Origin of the sequence: Halorubrum ruber (genome assembly GCF_018228765.1) — an archaeon.
Classification (GTDB): domain Archaea; phylum Halobacteriota; class Halobacteria; order Halobacteriales; family Haloferacaceae; genus Halorubrum; species Halorubrum ruber.
The window spans coordinates 2,503,518-2,526,568 of sequence record NZ_CP073695.1 but is presented as its reverse complement, the minus strand read 5'-3'; the positions used below and the strand labels follow the sequence as shown (position 1 = coordinate 2,526,568).

The following is a 23,051-nucleotide window of genomic DNA, read 5'->3' as shown; positions in this document are numbered from 1 at the left end:
CTATCGCTCTCCCTCGTCGATCACGGACAGCTCCCACGCCGCCGCGAGCGCGTCGTCATCGATCTGGCGCCCCAGCGCGTGTTCCGGAACCAAGGGCATCGGAACCGGGACGTAGCCGGCCTCGCGCAGCGCGGCGAACCCGCCGACCGTCTCGACGACGGCCCCGTCGTCCCCGCGGCGGACGCGGAACCGCTTGTCGTCCGGGTCGCGGCGGTACGCGAACGGGAACGCCGCGTCCGGCGGGGACCGGAGGCTGTCGACGCCGGCGAGGACGGCGACGGGCGCACCGTCCACCTCGCAGACGAGCCGAGGGACGACGGGTCGCCCCTCGTCGTCGACCGCGGCGGCGTCGACGGACGAGTGAGCCGTCACCGGGCCGACGGGGGTGTCCGTCTCGCGCCACGCGAACGTCGGTTCGCCGAGCCCTTCGGCACGGACGCAGGCGTAGCCGCCGCCGGAGACCGGGATCCGGTCCGGCCCGATGTGGAACGTGCGCCGGCCGTCGCGGCGTGCGGCGAGCAGCGGCGGGTCGGCGAGGAGGTCGCGGGCGGCGGCCGCGGTGGCGTCGTCGCGGGCGACGAACAGGACGCGGCGGTCGCGGTCGAGCGCGTGGCCGAGCCGCGAGACGATCACGGTCGGCGTGGCGTCGTCCGCCGCGAGCGGTTCGACCGCGACCCGCTCGTCGCCGCGGCTCGCGACCGCGGGCGGCTCGGCGCCGCTCTCCGGACGGTCGACCTCGAACCCGTCGGCCGCGAGCCGGTCTGCGGCCGCGTCGGTGAGGTCGCGCCGCGTCGCGTCGCCGAGCGGGCCTGGCATGCGATCGCCTACGAGCCGGACCGTGAAGGGGTTTCGCGTGGCGGAACGCCACGGGGGGCCGCGCCGCCCGCCGCCCGTCGCCCGCCGCCCGCCGTCCGCCGCCCGTCGCCCGTCACCCGCCGCCCGCCGCCCTCTCGCGTCGGCTCAGTCGTCGCCGGCGAGCCGGCGGACCCGGGCGAGCGAGTCGGCGTCGTCGACGCCCTTGTCCTCGCGGACGCCGACGAACCGGGGGAACCGGAGGGCGTAGCCGGCCGAGTACGTCGGCGAGGTCTGGATATCCTCGTAGCCGACCTCGACCACCAGTTCGGGGTCGAACGCGACTGTCGTCCCCGTCTCGTCGACGACGTGGGGCTCTAACCGCTCCGTGAGATCCGCGAGCGCCTCGTCCGTGATCCCCGTCGCCACCTTCCCGACCGTGGCGTAACCCGCGGGCGCGAGGTCGTCGTCGTCGCGGTCGGCCGCGTCGCGGTCCGGGGCGTCGCTCGCGTCGTCCTCCGCGCGAACCGCGAGCAGGAACGTGCCGAACAGCTCGGCGCGGCGCCCCTCGCCCCACTCGGCGCCGACGACGACGGCGTCGAGCGTCTCCACGTCCGGCTTGCGCTTCAGCCAGTCGCGGCCCCGGTCGCCGGGCGTGTACGCCGCGTCCGGGTTCTTCAGCATGACTCCCTCGTGGCCCGCGTCGAGGGCGGTCCGCTCCGCGGCCGCGATCGCCCTCGGGTCGTCGGCGAGCGTGAGGTCCGCGGCCGCGTCCGGAAGGACCCTCCGGAGCCGCTCGTGACGGTCGCGGAGGGGGCGATCGAGCAGGTCGTCGCCGTCGGCGTGGAGGCAGTCGAAGGCGTGGAGCCGCAGGGAGACGGTCTCGCGCATGCGGTCGACATCGTGCTTCCGGCGGAACCGCCGCAGCACCTCCTGGAACGGGAGCGGGTTGCCCTCCTCGTCGACCGCGACGACCTCGCCGTCGAGGATGGCGGGGACGTCGACGCGCTCGGCGACGAACTCGACGATCTCCGGGAGCGCTTCGGTCACGTCGTCCATGTTCCGCGAGTAGAGGCGCGGGCCGAGCGCCGAATCGCCGTCGGTTCCGGGATCGTAGTGAACCTGAACGCGGGCGCCGTCGAACTTCGTCTCGACGGCGACCTCGCCGAACGCGTCGACCGCGTCGGTCGCGGTGCCCGCCTGCGCGAGCATCGCCTGAACGGGTCGGCCCACGCGCAGCGACTCCTCACGCAGCCCCGCGAGCCCCTCGTCGCGGGCGCGGACCGCGACCCGGCCGTAGTCGTTCGTCACCTGAAGCGCGCGCTCGACGGCCGCGACGGCGTCCTCGGGCGCGGCGAGTCGGGGCTCATCGGCCGCTTCCGCGTCGGCGTCCTTGGGCGTCTCGTCCCGCACGAGGAACGCCTCCGCGACCGCGTCCCGGACGGTCCCCTCGCCGACGCCGAGCCGCATCTCGCCGAGGACGAGCCGGGCGAGGAACGCCGCCTCGCTCGGCGAACAGCGCGTGAACAGGCCGAACAGCGCGTCCCGCTTGCGCGACTCGCTGCCGTCGCCGCTCTCGGCCGCGAGGTCGCGCAGTTCCGCGTCGAGCGCGGCCACCGTGAGCGCGTCGCGGCCGCTCCCGAACGCGGCGAGCCCCTGTTGCCCGCCGAAGTCGTATTCGGCCGCGACGGCCCCGATCTCGCCGCGCTCCGCGAGGCGGTCCTCGACGTCCGCCGCGGAGACGTTCTGGCCCGCGGCGCGGGCGATGGCCTCGCGACAGAGCGCGGGGCCGACGTCGAGGGTCCGGGTGTCGTGAGCGGGAAAGACGCGGCCGAGGAGGAACCGGACGACGACGGGGAGGTCGTCGGTCGAGCCGTCGGGCTCGGTGCCGTCGTCCTCGTCCCTGTCGGCGGCGCCGGCGTCCGCGAGCAGGTCGGCGACCGCGAGCGTCGTCTCGATGTCGCCGTCGTTCGCGGCCACCCGTTCCGCCCGTTCAGCCAGCGCGGCGAACTCCATACGCGTCCGGTCGGGGGGCGGCGGGCAAAAGCGGCCCGATGGCGTCATGGTCGCGGAAGGCGGACGCGTCCGCCGGGGAACCGCTTTTCACCTCCGGTCTCGTACGACTCTCTATGTACGTCCGCGACGCCAAGAACCGTGACGAGGCGTGGTTGTTGGACGCGATCGAGCAGCTGGGGCTCGACGACGTCGCCTTCCGGTCACGGGACTACGTGATCGCGGTCGATGAGGAGTCCGGCGACCGGGCCGGGTTCGGCCGGCTCCGCCTCCACCGCGGCGACGAGGACGAAGAGAACCGGATCGAGCTCACGGGCATCGGTGTCCTCCCCGAGTGGCGCGACCGCGGCGTCGGGGCGCACGTCGTCGAGCGCCTCGTCGACACCGCGGCGGCGGACGGGTTCGAGACGGTGTACGTGCTCACCGACCAGCCCGAATACCTCGCGCAGTTCGGCTTCGAGCGCGTCGACACCGACGACCTCCCGCCCGCGCTCGGAGAGCGCCTCACCGAGAAGCGGGAGTTCCTCGGCGGCGGGGTCGTCGGCCTCCGGCTCGCGGTCGACGCGTTCGAGATGCCGAACCGTTTCCGGACGGCGTTCAAAGACGCTGAGCCGACCGGCGACGACGAGCCGGAGGAGTCCGCCGAGGACTTCGGCATCGACCCGGACTCGGCGACCTACAAGTACGACACCGGACGCTAAACCGCGACACCAACCTGCTTTCCGCGGTTGCGGTCGGCGCGTGCCTGCGAGCGGTCGCCCCCGGCGACCGCGAGGAGCACGCGCGAGGGACGCCGCGAGCGACCGGAGGGAGCGAGCGGCGAGGCTGGGGAGGCGTGAGGCGCTGTGCGGTGCGGGGCGGGACTCGAAGGGGCAGCCGCGAGGACAGCGCAGGCGACGTAAGCACCGCAACGAGGGAGCGAACGGAGTGAGCGATCGAGTGAGGAGCGCAACGAGCGTGCGCTGTCCTCGCGGCTGGGGCTTCGGCGGTGTTCATCGCGGATCCGCGGTCAATTATTCGACTCTGTTGAAATCCTATTCTTCAGATACATTCCTGCCTGAAACAGCCGGTCGATGGGAGCCGCTTCTTGATCGGTAGCGGGAGTATGTGTATTAGTTCGGTTGAGTAGTTGTTTATTAGTGATCAAGCGGTGTCGCCGTCGGCTGCTTATAAACGTGCGGCGGCGTTGCGGTGAACACCGCCAAAGCCCCCAGCCGGCTCCGGTCGAGGGCCTCGCTGCGCTCCTCGCTCACTCCGTTCGCTACGGTGTCGCCGGCGGCTCTGCCGCCGGCTACCCGTGGCGCGTAGCGCCACACTGCTTGCGTCGGCCGTCTTCCCGGATCCGACTGCCCCTTTGAGTCCCACCCCGCACCGCACAACGCCTCACGCCTCCCCAGCCTCGCGGCTCCCTCCGCTTCGCTCCGGTCGCCGCGTCCCTCGCGCGTGCTCCTCGCGGCCGCCGAGGGCGGCCGCTCGGAGGCACGCGCCACCGCCTACTATTTATAAGCGATCGCCGCTGTCCCTCGTAACTATTTAAACACCGTCTTGTCGTGATCGATCGACAGCATCGACTCCCGCTATTGCTCACCGCTACCGCTGTACTGACCGATCCGTGAGTCACCTGTATTTGTCGCAACCGGGTCAGAATACATCACGTACTGAGGAATTCAACAGATCTGATTATTTCTAAGCGAGCGCCGGGGCTTCGGCGGTGTTCGCGGTGACGATGTCGCTTATTTATAAACAGAACTCCGACCAGACAGTCTTCACTTATAAATGAACGCTCGCGGTGTCGACGCTCACGCCAGCAACCACAACATCGTAGCGTCACCACTCAGCGAATGAGAATCGGTATGAATGGCGGACAGGCGGGGTAGCCCGGCGTTCCGGCACGGGGTATCCCGATTGCCTCCTCCACCCCGCGACCCGACGAGCGACGGGCGTCCGGCGGTGGGCTGCTCGCTTCCGCGCCTGACCCAGTGTCGCCGACGAACCGCGACGGACCGCTCCTGCGAGCGGGCGTCACGGACCGCTGTCCCCGGCGGACGAGGCTTCCACGTTGGCTCTCGGGGCCCGCGCCGGTCTGACCGGACGTGCCCGCTGTTCGGTCCCCGCTGAAGACTGCCTCACGGGTTACGAGCGGGGCCTAACCGCCCGACCTAGTCCGTTCGACGATATTCGGGTGCGGCATAAGGGCCTTTCGTTCGGCGACCGCCACCGCCGCGGCGCCGCTCCGTTGACCTACGACAGCAGCTCCCGAGCGTACACCGCGGCGGCGAGCGGCACGGGGACGGAGAGCGCGACAACGGCGCGCGCGTGCCACACCAGCCAGAGGTGGTCGCGGAACACCGGGCTCGGCTCAACCGCGAGCGCCCAACTGGCCGCGCTGGCGGTCGTCGCGAGCCCGAGGACGACCGCCACGCCCGCGAGCGTCCCGGGGTCGACGTTCCCCCGCTCGACGGAGGCGATGACGACCGCGGAGAGCAGTGCGAACAGCGCGATCCCGCCCCACCCGACGACGCCGGACGCGTAGTACGCCGCGAGCTGGCTCGTGTACTCCGGCCCAGTGATGACCGCGTACGGCGCGACGAGCGCGACGACGGTGACGACGGCGGCGGCGATCCCGACGCGACGCGAGACGACGCGGAGGTCCATACCTGCTCTCGGGACGGCGGCGCGGTAAAAGGACCGGATCGGGCACGCCGAGCAAGCACGGCGCGCGCGGCCGAAGGGAGCGGCGTCGGAACGAGCCGTTCCCGTAGGGTTTTGCCCCGTCGCCGCCCATACCGTCGTATGTCACTCGACGTCGAGACGCCGGAGCCCCCCGAACTCGCCGCCGTCGACCCGAACGAGTACGAGGACGCCGAGGTGGCGGGCGGGGAGTACCGCCGCGATGACCTGGAAGCGCTCCTCCGCGAGGGCGCGTGGGAGGACGCGTTCTCCGAGTGGGTCGACACCACCGACATGGACGAGTCCGACTGGCGGATCGCGGTCGACCTCGAGCTCGTCTCCCGATTCGACTTCTTCTGGGACGACTTCGCCGACCGCGTCGGCTACCACGCGCCGGGGCTCCCCGAGGACTGGAAGGAGCGCGACCTCCACCCCGACCTCGACTCGTGGGGGACCGTCTCCGCGATCAACGCGGGACTCACCGAACTCGGACAGATCGTCTGCGAGACGCTCAAGGAGGAGTACATCGACTGGGAAGCCGACTTCGAGGCGCCGGACGACCTGCCCGACTTCGACGAGTAGCGGCCGCGCTCCGATTCGGACGCGGCCGCCCGGTGCGGGTCCGCCCGCTCAGTGCCCCCAGAGGCTCCCGTCGGGGGCGTAGCGCGCGTCCATGATCCGGTCCCACTGCTCGTCGGAGAGGTCGAGGTCGGCGGCCGCGACGTTCTCGTCGAGCTGGTCGACCGTCCGCGCGCCGACGATAGGGACGCAGGTGAACTCGTCCCACTCGGTGAGCCACGCCAGCGCGACCTGCGCGGGCGTCGCGTCGAGCTCGTCCGCCACGTCGCGGACCGCGTCGAGCACCTTCCAGCCGCGCTCGGAGAGGTAGAAGCGCTCGAACCGGTCGTCGAAGCTCGCGCGCGAGCCGTCGGGCGCGATCACCTTCTCGGGGTCGTCGGGATCGGCGCGCTCGTACTTCCCGGTGAGGAACCCGCCCGCGAGCGGGGAGTACGGGCAGACGGCCAGATCCTGATCGACACAGACGTCGAGGTACTCGCTCACGTCCTCGTAGTAGCCCGCGTGGTGGAGCGGCTGGACCACGTCGAAGCTCGCGTAGTCGTTGATGTCGGCGGTCCACTGCGCCTTCGTCAGCTGCCAGGCCGCCATCGTCGACGCGCCGAGGTGGTGCACTTTCCCCTCGGCGACTAACTCGTCGAGCGCGCGCATCGTCTCCTCGATCGGCGTCTCCTCGTCCCAGCGGTGGATGTAGTAGACGTCGAGGTAGTCCGTGTCGAGCCGGTCGAGGGTGCTCTCGATCTGCGCGCGGATGTGCTTCCGACCGAGCCCGGAGTCGTTGGGTCCCGGCTCGCCGCGCCCGTCGAACGGGAAGTACACCTTCGAGGCGATCACGTAGTCCTCGCGGTCGCGGTCGGCGAGCCACTCGCCGATGTACTCCTCGCTCGTCCCGTTCGGGTTGCCGTAGACGTTGGCCGTGTCGATGAAGTTGATCCCGCGGTCCGCGGCCGCGTCGAGCAGTTCGTGCGACTCCTCGCGGCCCGTCTCCACGACGCCGTTCGTCTCGCGTCCGAACCGCCACGTCCCGAAGCAGAGCTCCGAGACGCTGAGTCCCGTGTTCCCGAGTTGTCGGTAGTCCATACCCGCCCCTCTCGGGCGCTATTTATAAAGCGTGGCGGCACCGGCGGGGAGCGCGCTGGGAGGCCGCAGGGCGAAGTCGGCTATCCGGGAACCCGCTATCCGAAGTTCTCGACCTTCGCGGCGTCCGCGTCGCCCCCGGCCGCGTCGACCGCGGCCTCCGCGTCGGCGACGAGGTCCGCGAACCCGTAGACGAACACGGTCTCACCGTCCGCGCCGGTGAGGACGTCGGCGACGGCGTCGGTCAGGGGCTCGTCTGCGTCGAGGAGCCGAATATCGGCGCCGCGCTCGCGGAGGGAATCGATCCGGTCGGCGTGCGCGACGTCGTCGTCGCGGTAGACGACCGCCGCCTCGGCGCCCTCGTCGAGCGCGCGCTCCGCGATGGCGACCGCGGGGCCGATCCCGGGCCCGCCCGCGATCACGACCGCGCGGGGCTCGCCGTCGTAGTGCTGGTCGCCGAACGGGCCGGAGAGGGTCATCTCGGTGCCGGCCTCGGCGTCCGAGAGGAACGCCGAGAAGTCGCCGCCCTCCTCGGGGTCGATGCCGACCGTGACCTCGAACGTCTCGCCGACGCGGGGCGACGAGAGGGTGTAGAAGCGCGCGACCGACTCGCCGTCGATCTCGGTGCCGAGCTTCACGAACTGTCCGGGTTCGGCGGCGAACCCCTCGGGCGCGCGGAAGCGGAGGGCGTACGTGTCGGGGCCGACCGCCTCGACCGCCTCGACCGTCGCTGTCGTGTCCATACGTCGGATCGGCGGGGGAGACACAAACCCCTTCGCGTCGGCGTCGGTCCTGCCCGTGTCGAAACCGGTCCCGCGGCGCGGCCCGACTCCACACGCACGCTCTCGGAGACGCACGCGCCCTCGCCACATGCTCGATCTCGCCGACGCGTCTGGGAGGGCCGTTCCCGGCCGAGAATATTCGATGATCGTCGAAAACGGGTCCGACGCGAGGGGTCGATCGTGATGGATTCGGTGGATGTATGTTCAATTTTCTCTCGATTATAGTCTTATACAGCGCCCAGAGGCGACAATATTCGCGAGAGCGAACACGTTCGTCCAGAAACACCTCGGTGGCTCCTTCCAGAAGCCTTTTGATGAGTCCGCCGGAACCTTGCCCATAGCACATGGCCGCGGATTTCAACTGGGCTGTCGGCGGAGAGGCCGGCGACGGCATCGACTCGACGGGGAAGATCTTCGCACAGGCGCTTTCCCGCGCGGGTCGGCACGTGTTCACGTCGAAGGACTTCGCATCGCGGATCCGAGGCGGGTACACCGCCTACAAGGTGCGGACCTCCGTCGACAAGGTACAGAGCGTCGTTGACCGACTCGACGTGCTCATCGCGTTGACCCCCCGGACGATCGAGGAGAACCTCGACGAGCTCCACGAGGGGTCGGTGATCATCTACGACGGCGAGCGGACCACGATGCAAGACGTCGAGATCCCCGAGGAGATGATCGGGCTCGACGTGCCGCTCAAGAGCCTGGCCGAGGAGGCCGGCGGAGCGATCATGCGGAACGTCGTCGCGCTCGGCGCCGCCTGCGAGGTGGCGGAGTTCCCCATCGAGAACCTCGACTCCGCCCTCGAAAAGCGGTTCAAGGACAAAGGGCAGAAGCTCGTCGACAACAACAAGGAGGCCGCGCGCGCCGGGCAGTCGTACGTCGCCGACGAGTACGACCACGAGTTCGACTACGACCTCGAGACCACCGACGAGGACTACGTCCTCCTCAACGGCGACGAGGCCATCGGCATGGGCGCCATCGCGGCCGGCTGCCGCTTCTACGCCGGCTACCCGATCACGCCCGCGACCGACGTGATGACGTACCTCACCGGGCGCATCGAGCGGTACGGCGGCCACGTCGTCCAGGCGGAAGACGAGCTGTCCGCGATCAACATGGCGCTGGGCGCGGCCCGCGGCGGCGCCCGCGCGATGACGGCGACCTCCGGGCCGGGGATCGACCTGATGACCGAGACGTTCGGACTCATCGCCACCTCGGAGACGCCGCTCGTCATCTGTAACGTGATGCGCTCGGGCCCCTCGACGGGGATGCCGACGAAACAGGAGCAGGGCGACTTAAACCAGATGCTGTACGGCGGCCACGGCGAGGTGCCGCGGTTCGTCCTCGCGCCGACGACGATCGACGAGTGCTTCTGGAAGACGGTCGAGGCGTTCAACCTCGCCGAGAAGTACCAGCTCCCCGTCTACCTCACCGCCGACCTCTCGATGGCGGTCACCGAGCAGACGTTCTCCCCGGAGACCTTCGACATGGACGAGGTGGAGGTCGACCGCGGCAACGTCGTCGACGAGACGACGATCGACGACCACATGAGCGAGTCGGGCGGCTTCCAGCCCCACGAGATCACCGACGACGGGATCTCGCCGCGGGCGTTCCCCGGCACCGCCGACGGCGCGCACATGTCCACCGGCCTCGAACACGACGAGCAGGGCCGCCGGACGGAGGACACCGACATGCGCGTCGCGCAGGTCGACAAGCGCAACCGGAAGGTGGAGACGGCCCGCGAGCGCGAGGACTGGAGCCCGCGCGAGTTCGGCGATGAAGACGCCGACGACCTCGTCATCACGTGGGGGTCGAACGAGGGCGCGCTCGCAGAGGCGGTCGAGATCCTCGACGAGGAGGGGCAGGACGTGCGGGTCCTCTCGGTCCCGTACATCTTCCCGCGACCGGACCTCTCGGCGGACGTCGAGGCGGCCGAGACGACGGTCGTCGTCGAGTGTAACGAGCGGGGGCAGTTCGCGGACCTCGTCGAGCACGACGTGCTCGAACGGGTCGACCGCGTGAACAAGTACAACGGCGTGCGGTTCAAGGCCGACGAACTCGCAGCGGAAATCAAGTCGACCCTCGCGGAGGGGGTGGAGGCGTAACCAATGAGCTCAGAGATTCGATTCACCGACTTCAAGTCCGACAAGCAGCCGACGTGGTGCCCGGGATGCGGCGACTTCGGGACGATGAACGGGATGATGAAGGCGCTCGCGGAGACGGGGAACGACCCCGACAACACCTTCGTCGTCGCCGGCATCGGCTGTTCCGGCAAGATCGGCACGTACATGCACAGCTACGCGCTCCACGGCGTTCACGGGCGCGCGCTCCCCGTCGGGACCGGCGTCAAGATGGCGCGGCCTGACATCGAAGTGATGGTCGCCGGCGGCGACGGCGACGGCTACTCCATCGGCGCGGGCCACTTCGTCCACGCCGTCCGGCGCAACGTCGACATGACGTACGTCGTGATGGACAACCGCATCTACGGGCTGACGAAGGGACAGGCCTCCCCGACCTCCCGCGAGGACTTCGAGACGTCGACGAGCCCCGAGGGGCCGAAGCAGCCCCCGGTGAACCCGCACGCGCTGGCGCTCGCCTCGGGCGCGACGTTCATCGCGCAGTCGTTCTCCTCGGACGCGCTCCGCCACCAGGAGATAATTCAGGAGGCGATCGAGCACGACGGGTTCGGCTTCGTCAACGTCTACTCGCCGTGCGTCACCTTCAACGACGTCGACACGTACGACTACTTCCGCGACTCGCTGGTCGACCTGAAGGAGGAAGAGCACGACCCGACCTCCCGCGAGGACGCGAAGGACGTCATCCTCGACAACGAGAAGGAACACCAGGGCGTCATCTACAAAGACGAGTCGTCGGTGCCGTACCACGAGCAGCACGGCGTCGACGAGGACATGTCGGTCATCCCGGACGGCGCTCCCGAGAGCGCGACCGACCTCGTCCGCGAGTTCTACTGAGACCGCCGGACGAAGCGGGGGCGATTCCGACCTCGCTCGACGGCCAAAACCGGCCGAACGGGCGGGTTCGCGCGGATTTTTCGGGGAGTTTCAGCAAGCCTAATTAGGTGGGTCCGTAACTTCCGTGTATGGTTGATCGCTACGACGTCGCTGTCGCCGGGGCCGGTCCGGCGGGCGCGCAGTGCGCCCGCGACCTGGCGACGCGCGACTACGACGTCGTCGTCTTGGAGACGGAGTCGGAAGACGAGTTCCCGCGACAGAGCAACAAGTCGACGGCGGGCACGTTCCCGTCGATGATGTCCTCCTTCGGGATCCCCGACGACGTCGTGATGTCGTACACCGACGACGTCGTGTTGGAGTCGCCAAACGAGTACTACGAGAGCTACCAGCCGGGGGCGGTGTTGGAGTTCGCCGAGTTCAAGCGGTTCCTCGTCGAGGACGGCCGCGACAACGGCGCGGAGTACCGCTTCGACGCGCGCGTCTCGCGACCGATCCTCGACGACGACGGGGTCATCGAAGGGGTTCGGTACAACGGCGACGAGGAGGTGTACGCCGACGTCGTGATCGACGCCACCGGGCCGGCCGCGCCGCTCGCGAGCGCGCTCGACGTCGTCGACCTTGAACGCGAAAATCAGGCAATCGGCATCGAGTACGAGATGGAGGGCGTCGAGATGAACCATCCCGAGTACGCGGACCTCCGGCGCGCGATGATGCTGCGCTTGGACCACAACATCGCGCCCGGCGGCTACTCGTGGATCTTCGCCACCGGCGAGGACACCGCGAAGGTCGGCCTCTGTTACATCCAGAACGACCGCCACCGCGAGTTCGCCGAGGCGGGCAAGACCGTCGACGGCTACCTCGACGACTGGGTGAGCCGCGACCCGCGGTTCGCCGACGCCGAACAGATCGACGAGAAGGTCCACCGCGGCTCGGCGCACATCCAGCGCCCGGGACAGATGCACACGGACCGGTTCATCGCGATCGGCGATACGGTCCCCTCGATCGACCCGCTGTGGGGCGAGGGGATCCACAAGGGGATGAAGTCCGCCCGCGCCGCCGCGGCGACCGTCGACCGCTGTCTCACCGACTCGGAGCGGCGCATCGACGCGGAGAGCCTCGCGGTGTACGAGACGCTGTGGCACCGCGACGTGGCGCCGCGCGCGGAGTCGCGGCTGGCGCTCACGGAGCTGCTGTACCTCGCGCCCAACGAGCGGTACGACCGGTTGATGCGCGACCTCCAGAAGACCGACGACGACATCTTAGCGAAGGCGAACCGCGGCGAGAAGGCGGGGATGGCCCGGCTGCTCCACCTCGACGACGTCCCGCTGCTCGCGAAGTACGCCCGCGAGCGGTTCGGGGTCTGAAGCGGTCGAGCGAGAACGACGACCTGGTGAGAAACGGAACGGGGAACGCGTCGCCTACCGCTCGTCGACGGGGACGAACTCGGCGTCCTCGGGACCGGTGTACCGGGCGCGCGGGCGGATGAGGCGGTTGTCCTCCTGGTACTCGGCGACGTGGGCGATCCAGCCGCCGACGCGGCTCATCGCGAAGATGGGCGTGTACATGTCGACCGGGATGCCGAGCGAGTCGTAGACGGAGCCGGAGTAGAAGTCGACGTTCGGCGCGATCCCCTTCTCGACGAGCCCCTGATCGGTGAGGTACTCCTCGATGGCGGTGGTGTAGTCGAGCCACTTCGTGTCACCGGATGACTCCGAGAGGTCGCGGAGCTTCTCTTCGAGGATCTTCGCGCGGGGGTCCTTCACCTTGTAGACGCGGTGGCCGAACCCGGGGATGCGCCCGCCGTCGTCCTGCCGGTGTTTCACCCACTCGACGGGGTCCTTCGAGGAGGCGTCGATCTCGTGGAGCACCTCCATCACGTCCTGGTTTGCGCCGCCGTGGAGGGGCCGGAGAGGGCGCCGATACCCCCGTGACGCCGGAGTAGATGTCGGCCATCGTCGAGCCGATGACCATCGCGGTGAACGTGGAGGCGTTGAGCCCATGGTCGGCGTGGAGCGTCAGCGCCATGTCGAACGTCTCCTCGCTCACGGCGTCCGGCTCGGTCCCGGTAAGCATGTAGAGGAAGTTCCCGGCGTGCGAGAGCTCCGGGTCGGGGGCGACCGGCTCCTCGCCCTGGCGGACGCGCTCGAACGCGGCGAGGACCGTCGGGATCTTCGCGGTGATCCGGCGGCCCTGTCGGAGGGCGGACCCGTCGTCGTCGCTCTCCTCGTCGTCGTACGCCGACAGCATCGACGTCGCGGTCCGGAGCGCGGCCATCGGCCGCTCGCCAGCGTCCGCGAGCGCGCGGACCGTCTCGATCACGTCGTCGTCCACCTCGCGCTCCGCCGCGAGGTCGGCGGCGAACGAGTCGAGCTCCACGGCGGTGGGTAGGGAACCGTGCCACAGCAGGTACAGCACCTCCTCGTAGCTCGCGCCGCGCGCGAGGTCCTCGATGTCGTACCCGCGATACACGAGCTTCCCGACCTCGCCGTCGACGTAGCTCAGATCCGACTCCGCGACGAGGACGCCCTCGAGCCCGCGTTTTAACTCATCTGCCATACCCCGAGTTGTCAAGGCCGTCAAAAAAGCGTTATCTTTCAGGAGGGATAGGTTACGACGATCGTGGTACCCCGCCGCGTCGTCCGACGACGTGACAGGGTTCGGAAACGTCGGTCCAGCGGAGCTGGCCGCCGCCGGCCTCGCTTACCGCGCCGGAACGACCGTCACCGTCCGGTTCCGGTCGATCGCGTCCTCTAACTCCTCGGCGATGGCGGAGCCGCGGGAGACCTGGACCTCGCCGCCGCGGCCGACGGTGGCGGTGAAGAGGTACTCGCCGTCGGCGCGCACCTCGACCGTCTCGCCGACCCCGTCGTCGACGTCGATGACGACGTGCCGCGAGGTGATCTCCGGGGCGACCACCGTGCCGCGCTCGGCGCCGACCTGTCCGTCGCCGCGGCCGTTCTCGGCGGCGCCGCCCGAGGCGGCCGACCCCGACCCACCGGGCTTCTCGTCGTGCGTGCGGACGTCGATGTCGATCCCGAGCCGGTTCTCGATGTCGGCGATGCGGCCACCGCCCTTCCCGATCACCGTGCCGATGTCGCCCTCGGTGACGTAGACGACCGCTTCGTCGTCGCCGTTGAGCGTCACGTCGACGCGCCCGTGCGCAACCGACTTGATCTCGCGCTCGATCTCCTTTTTCGCGATGCGGCCGACGCCGGACTCGCTTTCGGCCTCGCCGCCGTTCTCGTCGAGCGGGACGGTGACGACCTGGCGGTTGAACGTGTAGATCTCGTACTCCGGTCGGCCGGTCTCGAAGTTCGACACCTGGATGACCGGGCGGGCGAGGTCCTCGGCGGTGAGCCCGGCGGGCACCTTCACCTCCGTGGTCACGTCGTAGACGGTGTGGACCTCGCCGGCCTCGATGTAGACGACGGTGTCGACGATCTGGGGGATCATTCCGAGCTCGACGCGGCCGACGAGCCGCTGGAGCGCGTCGATCGCGCGGGAGGCGTGGACGACGCCGACCATCCCGACGCCGGCCATCCGCATGTCCGAGAACACCTCGAAGTCGTTCGTCTTCCGGACCTCGTCGTAGATGGTGTAGTCGGGCCGAACGAGGAGGAGGGAGTCGGCGGTGTTCTCCATCTCGCCGCCGAGCGCGCCGTACTGCGTGATCTCCGGCCCGACCTGGAGGTCACGCGGCTTCTCCATCGTCTTCACCGCGTAGTCGCTGTCGTTGAGGAACTCCGCGACCGCCTGCGCGAACGTCGACTTGCCGGCGCCGGGGGATCCGGAGATGAGCACGCCGCGCTTGCGCTCCGTGAACCGGTCGCGAAGCTCGTCGGCGAACTCGTAGTCGTCGAGAGTCGTCTTCGCGATCGGTCTGACCGCGGTGATCTCGATCCCGTCCGCGAAGGGGGGCCGCGCCACCGCGATCCGGTAGTTGCGGAACTGGACGATGTCCATCCCGTCGTCGGAGAGCTCGATGAACCCCTCGTTCGACTGGCGGGCGAGGTCGACGATCGAGTTGGCCCACTCGCGCATCTGCTCCTCGTCGGTCTCCTCGTCCGCGATCTCGACGTAGCGCATCTCGCCGAGGGTCCCGCGCTTCGCCTTCGGAACGGTGCCGGTCTTGAGGTGGACCGACATCGTCTCGTCGGTGAAAAAGTCCTGAATCGGGAGCTCGTCAACGACGCCGCGGGCGACCGGCTCGACGTACTCGACGTCGAGCCCCTTCGCGCGGGCGACCTCTGCCTGAACCACGTCGCTGGAGAGGAGGGTCGCGTCGTGGTCGGCGGCCAGATCGCGGATCAGCGCGTCCACGTCGCCCTCGTGGGCGTTCGAGCGGGCGTCGCCGCTCGCGCGCTCGCCGACGTACCGGAGCTCGATCGTCCCGTCGTCGGCGTAGTCGGCGAGCCGCTTCAGCTCGCTCAGCCCGTCCCAGCCGGATTCGAGCCCGTCGTTCGCCTGCGACTCCAGCTCGCCCACGACCGCCTCGGGGACGAACACGGTGACCGACTCGTAGGTCCCGTCCGCGACGCGTTCGGACACGCGGCCGTCGACGACCGCGCTCGTGTCCGGTACTACGTTCATACCGAGGATCGGTCCGGGAACCGTATAAGGGTGTTCGACCGGGGGCGCTCGACCGCGGGGGCCGTCCGCTCGCTCTGACTCCTTGCTCAGTCGTCCGCGGCCGCCCGCTCCGACCGCTCGCCCGCCAGCCGCGCGGCGTAGGCGGTGAAGTTCTCGAACAGCGCCTTCGCCTCGCAGGCGGCGTCGTACGCCGCCGGCGTGATCGATTCGAGGACGCCGTCCACGCGGGCGTCGCCGATCTGCTCGCGCTTCCCGTCCGTCACCTCGCGGGCGGTCTCGACGTCGTACTCGGGGTGGAACTGGACGCCCCAGCAGTGGCCGTCGCGGAACGCGTGGACGCCGCGGTCGTTCTCGGCGAGCAGCGTCGCCGACGGCGGGAGCTCAACGACCGCGTCGCCGTGGGTCGTGAAGGCGGTGAACGACTCGTCGATCCCCTCGAACAGCGGGTCGTCGCGGACGCGGCGGATCTCGTTGTAGCCGATCTCGAACCCGTCCATCCCCGCGACGCGGCCGCCGAGCGCCTCTGCGAGCACCTGGTGGCCGTAACAGACGCCGAGAACGGGACAGCCGGCCTCGGCGGCCTCGGCGACGTAGTCGACGAGCGGCGGGATCCACGCCTCGTCCCAGTAGACCGACGAGCGCGATCCCGTCACGACGACGCCGTCGAACTCGGTGTGGTCGGGGAGGTCGCCGTCGACCGCGTCGAACTCGACGAGGTCGACGTCGAGCTCCCGGCGGAAGTTCCGACGGGTGTTCGCGCCGTCGTGGGCGGCGTTCAGCAGAGCGAACCGGAGACGAGTCATCGACCGAACGGAGAGCCGAGAGTCACAAAACGGTTGCGGCGCCGGAGGCGTCGGCCGACGACGCGGACGCGGGGGCGCCGCTCGAACCGCGCCGCTCGAACCGCGGCGTTCGCCGCCGGAGTACGCCGCTCCTACTCGAACCGGTCGGTCGCGTGTTCGGCGAGCCAGCCCGTGAGCATGTCGTTGACCGCCGCCGACGCCTCGACCCCGACGAGGTGCCGGGCGCCCTCGACGGCGTGGAACTCGCCGCGCGGGAGCCCCTCCGCGAGCGTCTCGCCGGCCGTGACCGGACAGACCGTGTCGTCGCTCCCGTGGACGACGAGGGCCGGCGTCGTCACCTCGAACAGTCCGTCGGTCAGGTCGAACCCCTCGACCGCGGCGCGGTGCGCCTCGTACGCCTCGCGGCCGGCGTCCTCCGCGAGGCGCCACTCCGCGATCCGCGAGAGCGCGTCCGGGTGCGCCTCGCGGAAGTCGGGCGAGAGCAGCCCGTTTAGCGACCCCTCGACCGCGGCCGGGTCGCTCGGATCGGCCCAGACGCCGTCGGGGTTGTACGCGTCGCCTGCGGGGGGCGTTCCCACCACGGCGACGCTCGCCGGCCGCGAAGAAGTCAGCGCGGCGGTGAGGGCGACCATCCCGCCGAGGCCGTACCCGACGAAATGAGCGTTTCGGATCCCTTCGGCCGCGCAGACCGCGTCGAGATCGGCCGCGAGCGCCTCGATCCCGTAGGGGTCCGGCGGCGCGTCTGACCGACCGACACCGCGCGTCTCCGGCGTGATAACCGTGTGCGGCCCGGCCAGCGCGGCGTGCTGCCAGCCGAACTGCCAGGCGCCGAGCCCGACGTCGCCGCAGAAGATGACCGCCTCGTTTGGGTCGCCGGCGTCGGGGGCGTCTACCTCGTACCGGATCTCGGTGCCGGCGTTGGTCGCGTAGGGCATATGGAACTTGAGGGGGAGGACTAGGCCTCCTGAAGGCTGCGAAGGACGTCCGGCGCCGCGTCGAGCGCGTCGTCGAGCGCGTCGACGTCCGGGCCGCCGCCCTGCGCGAAGTCCGGCGGACCGCCGCCGCCGCCGCCCACGCGCCCGGCGAGCTCGGAGACGACCTGCCCGGCGTTCACGTCGACGCCGTCGGGGACGCCGACGACGAAGCTCGCGGAGCCGTCGGCGCCGCTGCCGATCACCGCCACCTTCCCGTCGTCGACGTGGGCGTTCGCGGTCGCGCGCAGCTCGTCGGCGTCGCCGTCGAGCCGCTGGATCACCGCGGTCGTCCCGGCGACCTCGACCTCCTCGGCGTCGGCGCCGCCGGAGGCGCGCGCGGCCGCCAGCTCCTCCTTGAGCGACTCGATCTCCTTGCCCCGCGCCTTCCACTCCTCGAAGAAGCGCTCGGCCGTCTCGGGCACGTCGAGCGGGTCGACGTCTAACACGTCGGCCGCGTCGTACAGCGCGTCCTCGGTGCGCTGCGTCGCCTCGACGGCCGCGGCACCCGCGGCGAAGGCGATGCGCTCGACGCCGTCCTGAACCGGCTCCGTCTTCAGCACCTTCACGGCGCCGATCTCGCCGGTCCGGTTCACGTGCGTGCCCGCGCAGGCCTGAACGTCGGCGTCGCCGACATGGATCAGCCGGACGTTCGTTCCCGGCGGGACGCCGCCCTGGTACAGGTCGAAGCCGTGTTCCGCCTCTGCCTCGTTGCGGTCGGGCCACTCCTGACGGACGGGGACGTCGTCGCGGACCAGCTCGTTGGCGACGCGCTCGATGGCTTTCACGTCCTCGCGGGTGATGCGCTCGAAGTGGCGCACGTCGAGCCGCGCGGAGTCGGTCCCCTTCTGGGCGCCCGCCTGTCGGACGTGGTCGCCGAGCACCTCGCGGGCGGCGTGGCCGATCAGGTGGGTCGCGGTGTGGTGCGCGCGGAGCCGCTCGCGGCGGTCGCCGTCAACCTGCCCCTTGACGAACTCGCCTTTCCCGGGATCCGCGTCCGTGCGGTGGAGGACGACCCCGTCGGCCTCCTGGACGTCCTCGACGTCGACGGTGGTCTCGCCGACCGTGAGTTGGCCCCTGTCGGCCGGCTGGCCGCCGCCCTCGGGGTAGAACATCGTCTGGTCCAAGACGACGTCGTACCCCTCCTCAGCGTCCAAAACGTCGAGGACGACCGCCTCGAACTCCGTGCGGCCCTGGTCGTCGTAGAACAGCTTCTCGGTCTCGGGGAGGTCGGCGAGCCGCTCGTCGCGCTCGTCGGCCGTCGCCGCGGCGTCGCCCTCCTCGTGCCGGTCGGCGACGAGCGCGTAGAAGTCGTCGGGCACGTCGACGGCCGCGCCGCGCTCGTCGGCGATGTCGGCGACCATGTCGGGCTGGATCCCGTGGGAGTCGTACAGCTCTAAGAGCTCCTCGGTCGGGATCGGCTCGCCGGTGCCGGCGTACTCGTCGGCGAGCTGCTCGACCTTGCGGGCGCCGCGCTCTAAGGTCCGCTCGTACTTCCGCTCCTCGCTGCGGACGATTTCGCGGATCGTGTCGCGGTTCTCGTAGCCGAGCCGATCGGCCTGCATGTCGACCAGTTCGTCGAGCGGGGCGTCGACGCCCACCTCGTCGACGAGCCGCTTCATCCGCCGTAACACCATCCGGGCGAGGTAGCCCGTGCCGACGTTCGAGGGGACGATCTCGTCGCCGAACATGTACGCGAGCGTCCGCGAGTGGTCGGCGATCGCGTAGATCGATTCGAGCGGCTCCACTAGCTCGCGCAGCCGGTCGACGTCGACGTCGAGCCGGTCGGCGATGTCGCCGCGGGCGGCCTCCACGTCGTCGACGTCGTCGATGTCGAGCCGGCCGGAGAGCTTCGCGGCGCGGTGGACGATCTCGCGTTCCGCCTCGGTGTGTTCGATCCCGGCGTTCTCCTTCAAAAAGTCGATCGCGTCGGGATAGATCGCCTCGTACACCGTCGCGGTCCCTTGGCTCATCCAGGTCCACCGTTCGAGCCCGTACCCGGTGTCGACGATGTACGTGTCCATGAACGAGTACGTGTTCCCGTCCTTCATCTCGTAGTCGCCGTCGGGGTCCTGCTCCATACACATGAAGACGAGCGTCGCCAGCTCGGCGCCCTTGTAGATGACCTCGATGGCGGGGCCGGCGTTGCCGCCGCCGACCCACGGGTCCTCGATGTAGGTGATCTCCTCAAGGTCCGCGCCGAGCGACTCGAACAGCTCGTCGCAGTACTGTACCGTCTCGTCTTTCCAGTACACTTCGCCGTGGTAGGCGTACTCGTCCTCGTCGACCTCCTCGCGTGTGTTGAACGCGTGGTGGGCCATCATCTCGAACGCCATCGTGTGGCGGCCCGTCTTGCCGACGTTGTCGATGTCCTGCATCCGGATACAGGGCTGTGAGATGGTCAGCGGGTTCGCCGGCGGCGGCGTCCGTCCCGAGGTGACGAGCGGCTGGAAGTCGTAGATCGACGCCTGCGTCAGGAGGACGTCGTCGCGCCAGCGGTTCGCGGCGACCGGGTACGGATCGATCCGCTCGTGGCCGTGGTCTTCGAAGAAGGAGAGGAACGCCTCGCGCATCTCCGACAGCGAGTGGGCCTCCGGGAAGCCCGGGTCGTCGATGAAGCTGTAGTCCTCGCAGGGCGGCTCGCCGCACAGTTCTCGCTCCGCGTCGCGGGTCCAGAAGTGCGCGCCGCAGGAGGTGCATTCCTTGCGCTCGAACCCCTCCTCCTCGAAGTAGTCGAGACGGTACTCCGCTTCGAGATCGCTCATTACACGAACGTGGCCCGTGTTGCTCCAAAAGGGTTCCGGGGTCGCTCGTCGGCCGCGACGGCGCCGCTCGCCGCCGCGAGACGGGCTCGGCAAGGGGTCCTCGGTCGGAGCGACGGCGACCGGATGCGCGGGCGGCCGGGAGGGACGCGATCGACCAGAAACGGACGACGGCACCGGGATTCGCCGACCGGTACGAAGATTTATACGCTCCGCGGGACCTATCACGTACAATTGTGACTTCCGCGTTGGGCGAGCACGCCTCGGTCCTCGTGCTCGACGACGACCCCGAGTTCGCCGGCGAGCTCGGGTCCCACCTCGGCGCCGAGCGCCGCGACTCCGACGACGGCGATGCGGTCGAGACGCACGCCGCCGCCCCGGACGGCGTCGACGATGCTCGCCTCGCCGGGGCCGACGTGACGGTCGTCGGCGGCGAGGCGGGACTCGAACGGGTCCGGCCGGTCGACCGCGTCGGCGCCGTGGTCGCGTACGTCGACGACCCGACGGGCCGCGTCGCGACCGACCCGCTCGTGGACGCGGTCGCGGGCACGCCCGAGGCGCTCTCGGAGACGGTGTCGTGGCTGCTCGCCCGCGACCGCCGGTCGGTCGTCCGGTCGAAACCGGCCCGGACCCCCTCGCGGATCGAACAGCTCAACGCCGGGATGGCGGAGCTCGCCGCCGTCAGGTCGGTCGACGAGGCGTACCGGGCGACCATCGCGGTCGCCGAGCAGGTGTTTCCCGGATATCAGGGCGTGGTCGCGGTCCGCGACGGGGAGTGGGTCGAACCTGTGGTCGCCTCCAGCGGGACGCCCGTCGAGGACTGTAACCGCGTCCGCGTCGGGAGCGGCGTGGCCGGCAGGGCCGTCCAGACCGGCGACGCCTCCATCGCGCCGAACCCGAACCCGGAGAGCCGGTTCGACACGGTGCTCACCGTCCCCGTGGGCGACGACGTCGTCTTCCAGCTCGCGGCGGACGCGACCGGCAGCGGCGCCGAGTTCGACGACGCCGACCGCCGGCTCGCGGAGCTGCTCGCCTCCCACCTCGAGGAGACCCTCGATCGGATCGACGTCACCGAGACGCTCAGGGCCGAGCGGGACCGGCTGCTCGCGCTGTTCACGAACGTTCCCGACCCCGCCATCGCCTACGACTACGTCGACGGCGAGCCGATCGTCCGCCAGGTGAACGAGGCGTTCGAGGCGACGTTCGGCTACGACGCCGAGACCGTGCTCGGCGAGTCCATCGACGACTACATCGTTCCCCCCGACGCTGAATCGGAGGCTAACGACCTCAACGAGCAGCTCCAGCGCGGCGAGAACGTCCGTCGGGAGGTGACGCGGACCACTACTGACGGGCCGCGCCACTTCATTCTCCACGTCATTCCGATCCACCTCGACGCCGCCAACGCGGCGGGCTACGCCATCTACACCGACGTTACCGACCGGCGCGAACGCGAGGAGACCCTCCGGCGACAGAACGAGCGACTCGACGAGTTCGCGAGCATCGTCTCCCACGACCTCCGAAACCCGCTGTCGGTCGCGGAGGGGTACGTCGACCTCGCCCGCGAGACCGGGGACATCGACCACCTCGACAGGGCGGCCGACGCCATCGACCGGATGGACGAGCTGGTCGAGGATCTTCTGTCGCTGGCCAGGGAAGGGCGGTCGGTCGGCGAGACGGAGTCCGTCTCGCTGGCCGACGTCGCCCGGGAGGCGTGGAGCAGCGTCGAAACCGACGGTGCGACGCTGACCGTCGAGGCCGACGGAACCCTGGAGGCGAACCGGACGCGGCTGCGCGAGCTGTTGGAGAACGTCTTCCGGAACAGCGTGGAACACGGTTCCACGAGCGGCCGGATAGGCCCCGACGACCCGCTCTCGGTCCGCGTCGGGGCGGGGACGCTCCACGACGACGGGGAGGCCGTGTCGGGGTTCTACGTCGAAGACGACGGGATCGGGCTCCCCGACGATGCGGACCGAGTGTTCGACAGCGGCTTCACGACCGAGGAGTCGGGCACGGGGCTCGGGCTCGCCATCAGCGAGCGCATTGCCGAGGCGCACGGGTGGACCGCCCACGCGCTCGCCGGCGCGGACGGCGGGGCCCGCTTCGAGTTCCGGACCGGCTGAGCGGCCATCGGACCCGCGCCGGTCCGAAACGACCTTACGCCGCGCGCGAGGGTATCCGGTATGGTCGAGAACGTCGTCTACCCCGCCTACTTCGACGCCGAGCTGTCCCGCTCGGAGGGCCGCCGCGTCCCGACGGACCTGGCGGTCGAAGCGCCGACCGTCGACGAGATCGCGAAGGCCGTCCAGCAGGTCGGCTACGACGCCGTCGTCGAGCGCGACGCGACGTACTCCCGAGAGTTCGAACCCCGCGGCTACGTGGCCGTCAAGGGCACCGAGGACACCGCGAAGAACGACCTCGTCCAGGCGATCGCCGCGTACCTCGGCGTGCTCCGGGAGTAACCGTGCGGCGCGTCGGCACCGTCGTCCGGACCGCCGGGGGGCTCGCGATCGCCCGCGGCGACGCCGGAGAGGATCCCCCGCGGATCGGCGCGAGCGTCGTCGACGAGTCGCTCTCGACGGTCGGGCGCGTCGTCGACGTGTTCGGGCCCGCCGGTCACCCCTACGTGGCCGTCACGCCGAGTGACGGCGTCGGACTCGCCGACCTCGTCGGCGGGAAGCTGTACGCGCGGTAGCGTCGCCCGCCGTCACTCCGCCGCGACCGCGTCGGTGGCCTCAGTCACGTCGAAGTCGGCAAGCGTCTTCTCCGTGCGCGCGAGCCGCTCGGCGACGACCAGCTTCTCCCGTCGCTCCAGCCGCCCCAGTCGAGCTCGGCCGGCGGCGACGCCTCCAACGCCTCGAACTGATCGATCACCGTCTGGTTGGCGAACCGCTCGAACGAGCCGCAGTTCGGGCAGGTCCGCGAGAGGTGCGACGTGTCGAACGACCGCGTGACGGTCGCATCGAGGCAGTTCAGACATCGATAGGTGCGAGTCCGAGACACGCGATCACTGAGGGGCCGGACGAAGGAGTATCTGTGGGCGGCGGCG

At 70.1% G+C, this 23,051-nt stretch carries 17 protein-coding genes, 1 other RNA gene and 2 pseudogenes; 8 read left to right on the top strand and 12 right to left on the bottom strand.

What is annotated here, in order from left to right; all coding sequences use genetic code 11:
• Complete coding sequence (locus J7656_RS12480; protein ID WP_211553455.1) at positions 1-816, bottom strand: hypothetical protein; 816 nt, start codon at positions 814-816, stop codon at positions 1-3.
• A 144-nt stretch (positions 817-960) separates the two neighbouring features.
• On the bottom strand, positions 961-2,808 hold the full coding sequence (ligA, locus tag J7656_RS12475) for an ATP-dependent DNA ligase LigA (RefSeq protein ID WP_211553454.1): 1,848 nt from the start codon (positions 2,806-2,808) through the stop codon (positions 961-963).
• A 113-nt stretch (positions 2,809-2,921) separates the two neighbouring features.
• Between ligA and J7656_RS12470 the strand changes: the two genes are divergently transcribed.
• Positions 2,922-3,506, top strand: a complete 585-nt coding sequence (locus J7656_RS12470) for a GNAT family N-acetyltransferase (protein WP_017342583.1) — start codon at positions 2,922-2,924, stop codon at positions 3,504-3,506.
• Positions 3,507-4,663: 1,157 nt separating this feature from the next.
• On the opposite strand, the gene ffs is transcribed toward J7656_RS12470, so the two are convergent.
• Both ffs and J7656_RS12460 read right to left on the bottom strand, forming a co-directional pair.
• An RNA gene (gene ffs / locus J7656_RS12465) (signal recognition particle sRNA) lies at positions 4,664-4,975 on the bottom strand.
• Positions 4,976-5,046: 71 nt separating this feature from the next.
• Positions 5,047-5,460, bottom strand: coding sequence for a DUF7548 family protein (locus J7656_RS12460; RefSeq protein ID WP_211553453.1), 414 nt, complete (start codon positions 5,458-5,460; stop codon positions 5,047-5,049).
• Positions 5,461-5,598: 138 nt separating this feature from the next.
• On the opposite strand from J7656_RS12460, the gene J7656_RS12455 reads away from it, so the two are divergent.
• The gene (locus J7656_RS12455; protein ID WP_017342585.1) at positions 5,599-6,057 is read left to right on the top strand and encodes a DUF7992 family protein; all 459 of its coding nucleotides are present in this window, start codon (positions 5,599-5,601) and stop codon (positions 6,055-6,057) included.
• Positions 6,058-6,105: 48 nt separating this feature from the next.
• Here J7656_RS12455 and J7656_RS12450 read toward each other — a convergent pair whose 3' ends face one another.
• On the bottom strand, positions 6,106-7,131 hold the full coding sequence (locus J7656_RS12450; protein WP_211553451.1) for an aldo/keto reductase: 1,026 nt from the start codon (positions 7,129-7,131) through the stop codon (positions 6,106-6,108).
• A 95-nt stretch (positions 7,132-7,226) separates the two neighbouring features.
• Positions 7,227-7,871, bottom strand: a complete 645-nt coding sequence (locus J7656_RS12445; protein ID WP_017342587.1) for an FAD-dependent oxidoreductase — start codon at positions 7,869-7,871, stop codon at positions 7,227-7,229.
• A gap of 383 nt (positions 7,872-8,254) precedes the next feature.
• Between J7656_RS12445 and J7656_RS12440 the strand changes: the two genes are divergently transcribed.
• The 3 genes from J7656_RS12440 (at position 8,255) to J7656_RS12430 (ending at position 12,243) form a co-directional block, all read left to right on the top strand.
• On the top strand, positions 8,255-10,012 hold the full coding sequence (locus J7656_RS12440) for a 2-oxoacid:acceptor oxidoreductase subunit alpha (protein ID WP_017342588.1): 1,758 nt from the start codon (positions 8,255-8,257) through the stop codon (positions 10,010-10,012).
• Positions 10,013-10,015: 3 nt separating this feature from the next.
• Positions 10,016-10,879 carry a 2-oxoacid:ferredoxin oxidoreductase subunit beta gene (locus tag J7656_RS12435; RefSeq protein ID WP_017342589.1) on the top strand — a complete coding sequence of 288 codons (864 nt, stop codon included), beginning with the start codon at positions 10,016-10,018 and terminating at the stop codon, positions 10,877-10,879.
• A 128-nt stretch (positions 10,880-11,007) separates the two neighbouring features.
• Positions 11,008-12,243, top strand: a complete 1,236-nt coding sequence (locus J7656_RS12430; RefSeq protein WP_017342590.1) for a digeranylgeranylglycerophospholipid reductase — start codon at positions 11,008-11,010, stop codon at positions 12,241-12,243.
• A gap of 54 nt (positions 12,244-12,297) precedes the next feature.
• On the opposite strand, the pseudogene citZ reads toward J7656_RS12430, so the two are convergent.
• The 5 genes and pseudogenes from citZ to alaS all read right to left on the bottom strand — a co-directional run bounded on the left by citZ (position 12,298) and on the right by alaS (position 20,008).
• Positions 12,298-13,435 (bottom strand): annotated as a pseudogene (gene citZ / locus J7656_RS12425) (citrate synthase).
• 144 nt (positions 13,436-13,579) lie between these two features.
• On the bottom strand, positions 13,580-15,469 hold the full coding sequence (locus tag J7656_RS12420) for a PINc/VapC family ATPase (protein ID WP_211553449.1): 1,890 nt from the start codon (positions 15,467-15,469) through the stop codon (positions 13,580-13,582).
• Between the two features lie 86 nt (positions 15,470-15,555).
• Entirely contained in the window at positions 15,556-16,272 is a 717-nt protein-coding gene (locus J7656_RS12415; protein ID WP_211553447.1) for a type 1 glutamine amidotransferase, read from the bottom strand.
• A 131-nt stretch (positions 16,273-16,403) separates the two neighbouring features.
• Positions 16,404-17,207, bottom strand: coding sequence for an alpha/beta fold hydrolase (locus J7656_RS12410; RefSeq protein WP_211553446.1), 804 nt, complete (start codon positions 17,205-17,207; stop codon positions 16,404-16,406).
• A gap of 20 nt (positions 17,208-17,227) precedes the next feature.
• Complete coding sequence (gene alaS, locus J7656_RS12405) at positions 17,228-20,008, bottom strand: alanine--tRNA ligase (protein ID WP_211553445.1); 2,781 nt, start codon at positions 20,006-20,008, stop codon at positions 17,228-17,230.
• A gap of 233 nt (positions 20,009-20,241) precedes the next feature.
• Between alaS and J7656_RS12400 the strand changes: the two genes are divergently transcribed.
• Genes J7656_RS12400 through J7656_RS12390 form a run of 3 tightly spaced genes read left to right on the top strand, consistent with a single transcriptional unit; the run spans position 20,242 to position 22,697 of the window.
• Positions 20,242-22,125 carry an ATP-binding protein gene (locus tag J7656_RS12400; RefSeq protein ID WP_211553444.1) on the top strand — a complete coding sequence of 628 codons (1,884 nt, stop codon included), beginning with the start codon at positions 20,242-20,244 and terminating at the stop codon, positions 22,123-22,125.
• Positions 22,126-22,185: 60 nt separating this feature from the next.
• Entirely contained in the window at positions 22,186-22,464 is a 279-nt protein-coding gene (gene srp19, locus J7656_RS12395) for a signal recognition particle subunit SRP19 (protein WP_017342597.1), read from the top strand.
• Between the two features lie 2 nt (positions 22,465-22,466).
• Positions 22,467-22,697, top strand: a complete 231-nt coding sequence (locus J7656_RS12390) for an H/ACA ribonucleoprotein complex subunit GAR1 (RefSeq protein WP_017342598.1) — start codon at positions 22,467-22,469, stop codon at positions 22,695-22,697.
• Between the two features lie 12 nt (positions 22,698-22,709).
• On the opposite strand, the pseudogene J7656_RS12385 reads toward J7656_RS12390, so the two are convergent.
• Positions 22,710-23,005: pseudogene (locus J7656_RS12385) on the bottom strand (hypothetical protein).
• Between the last annotated feature and the right edge of the window lie 46 nt (positions 23,006-23,051).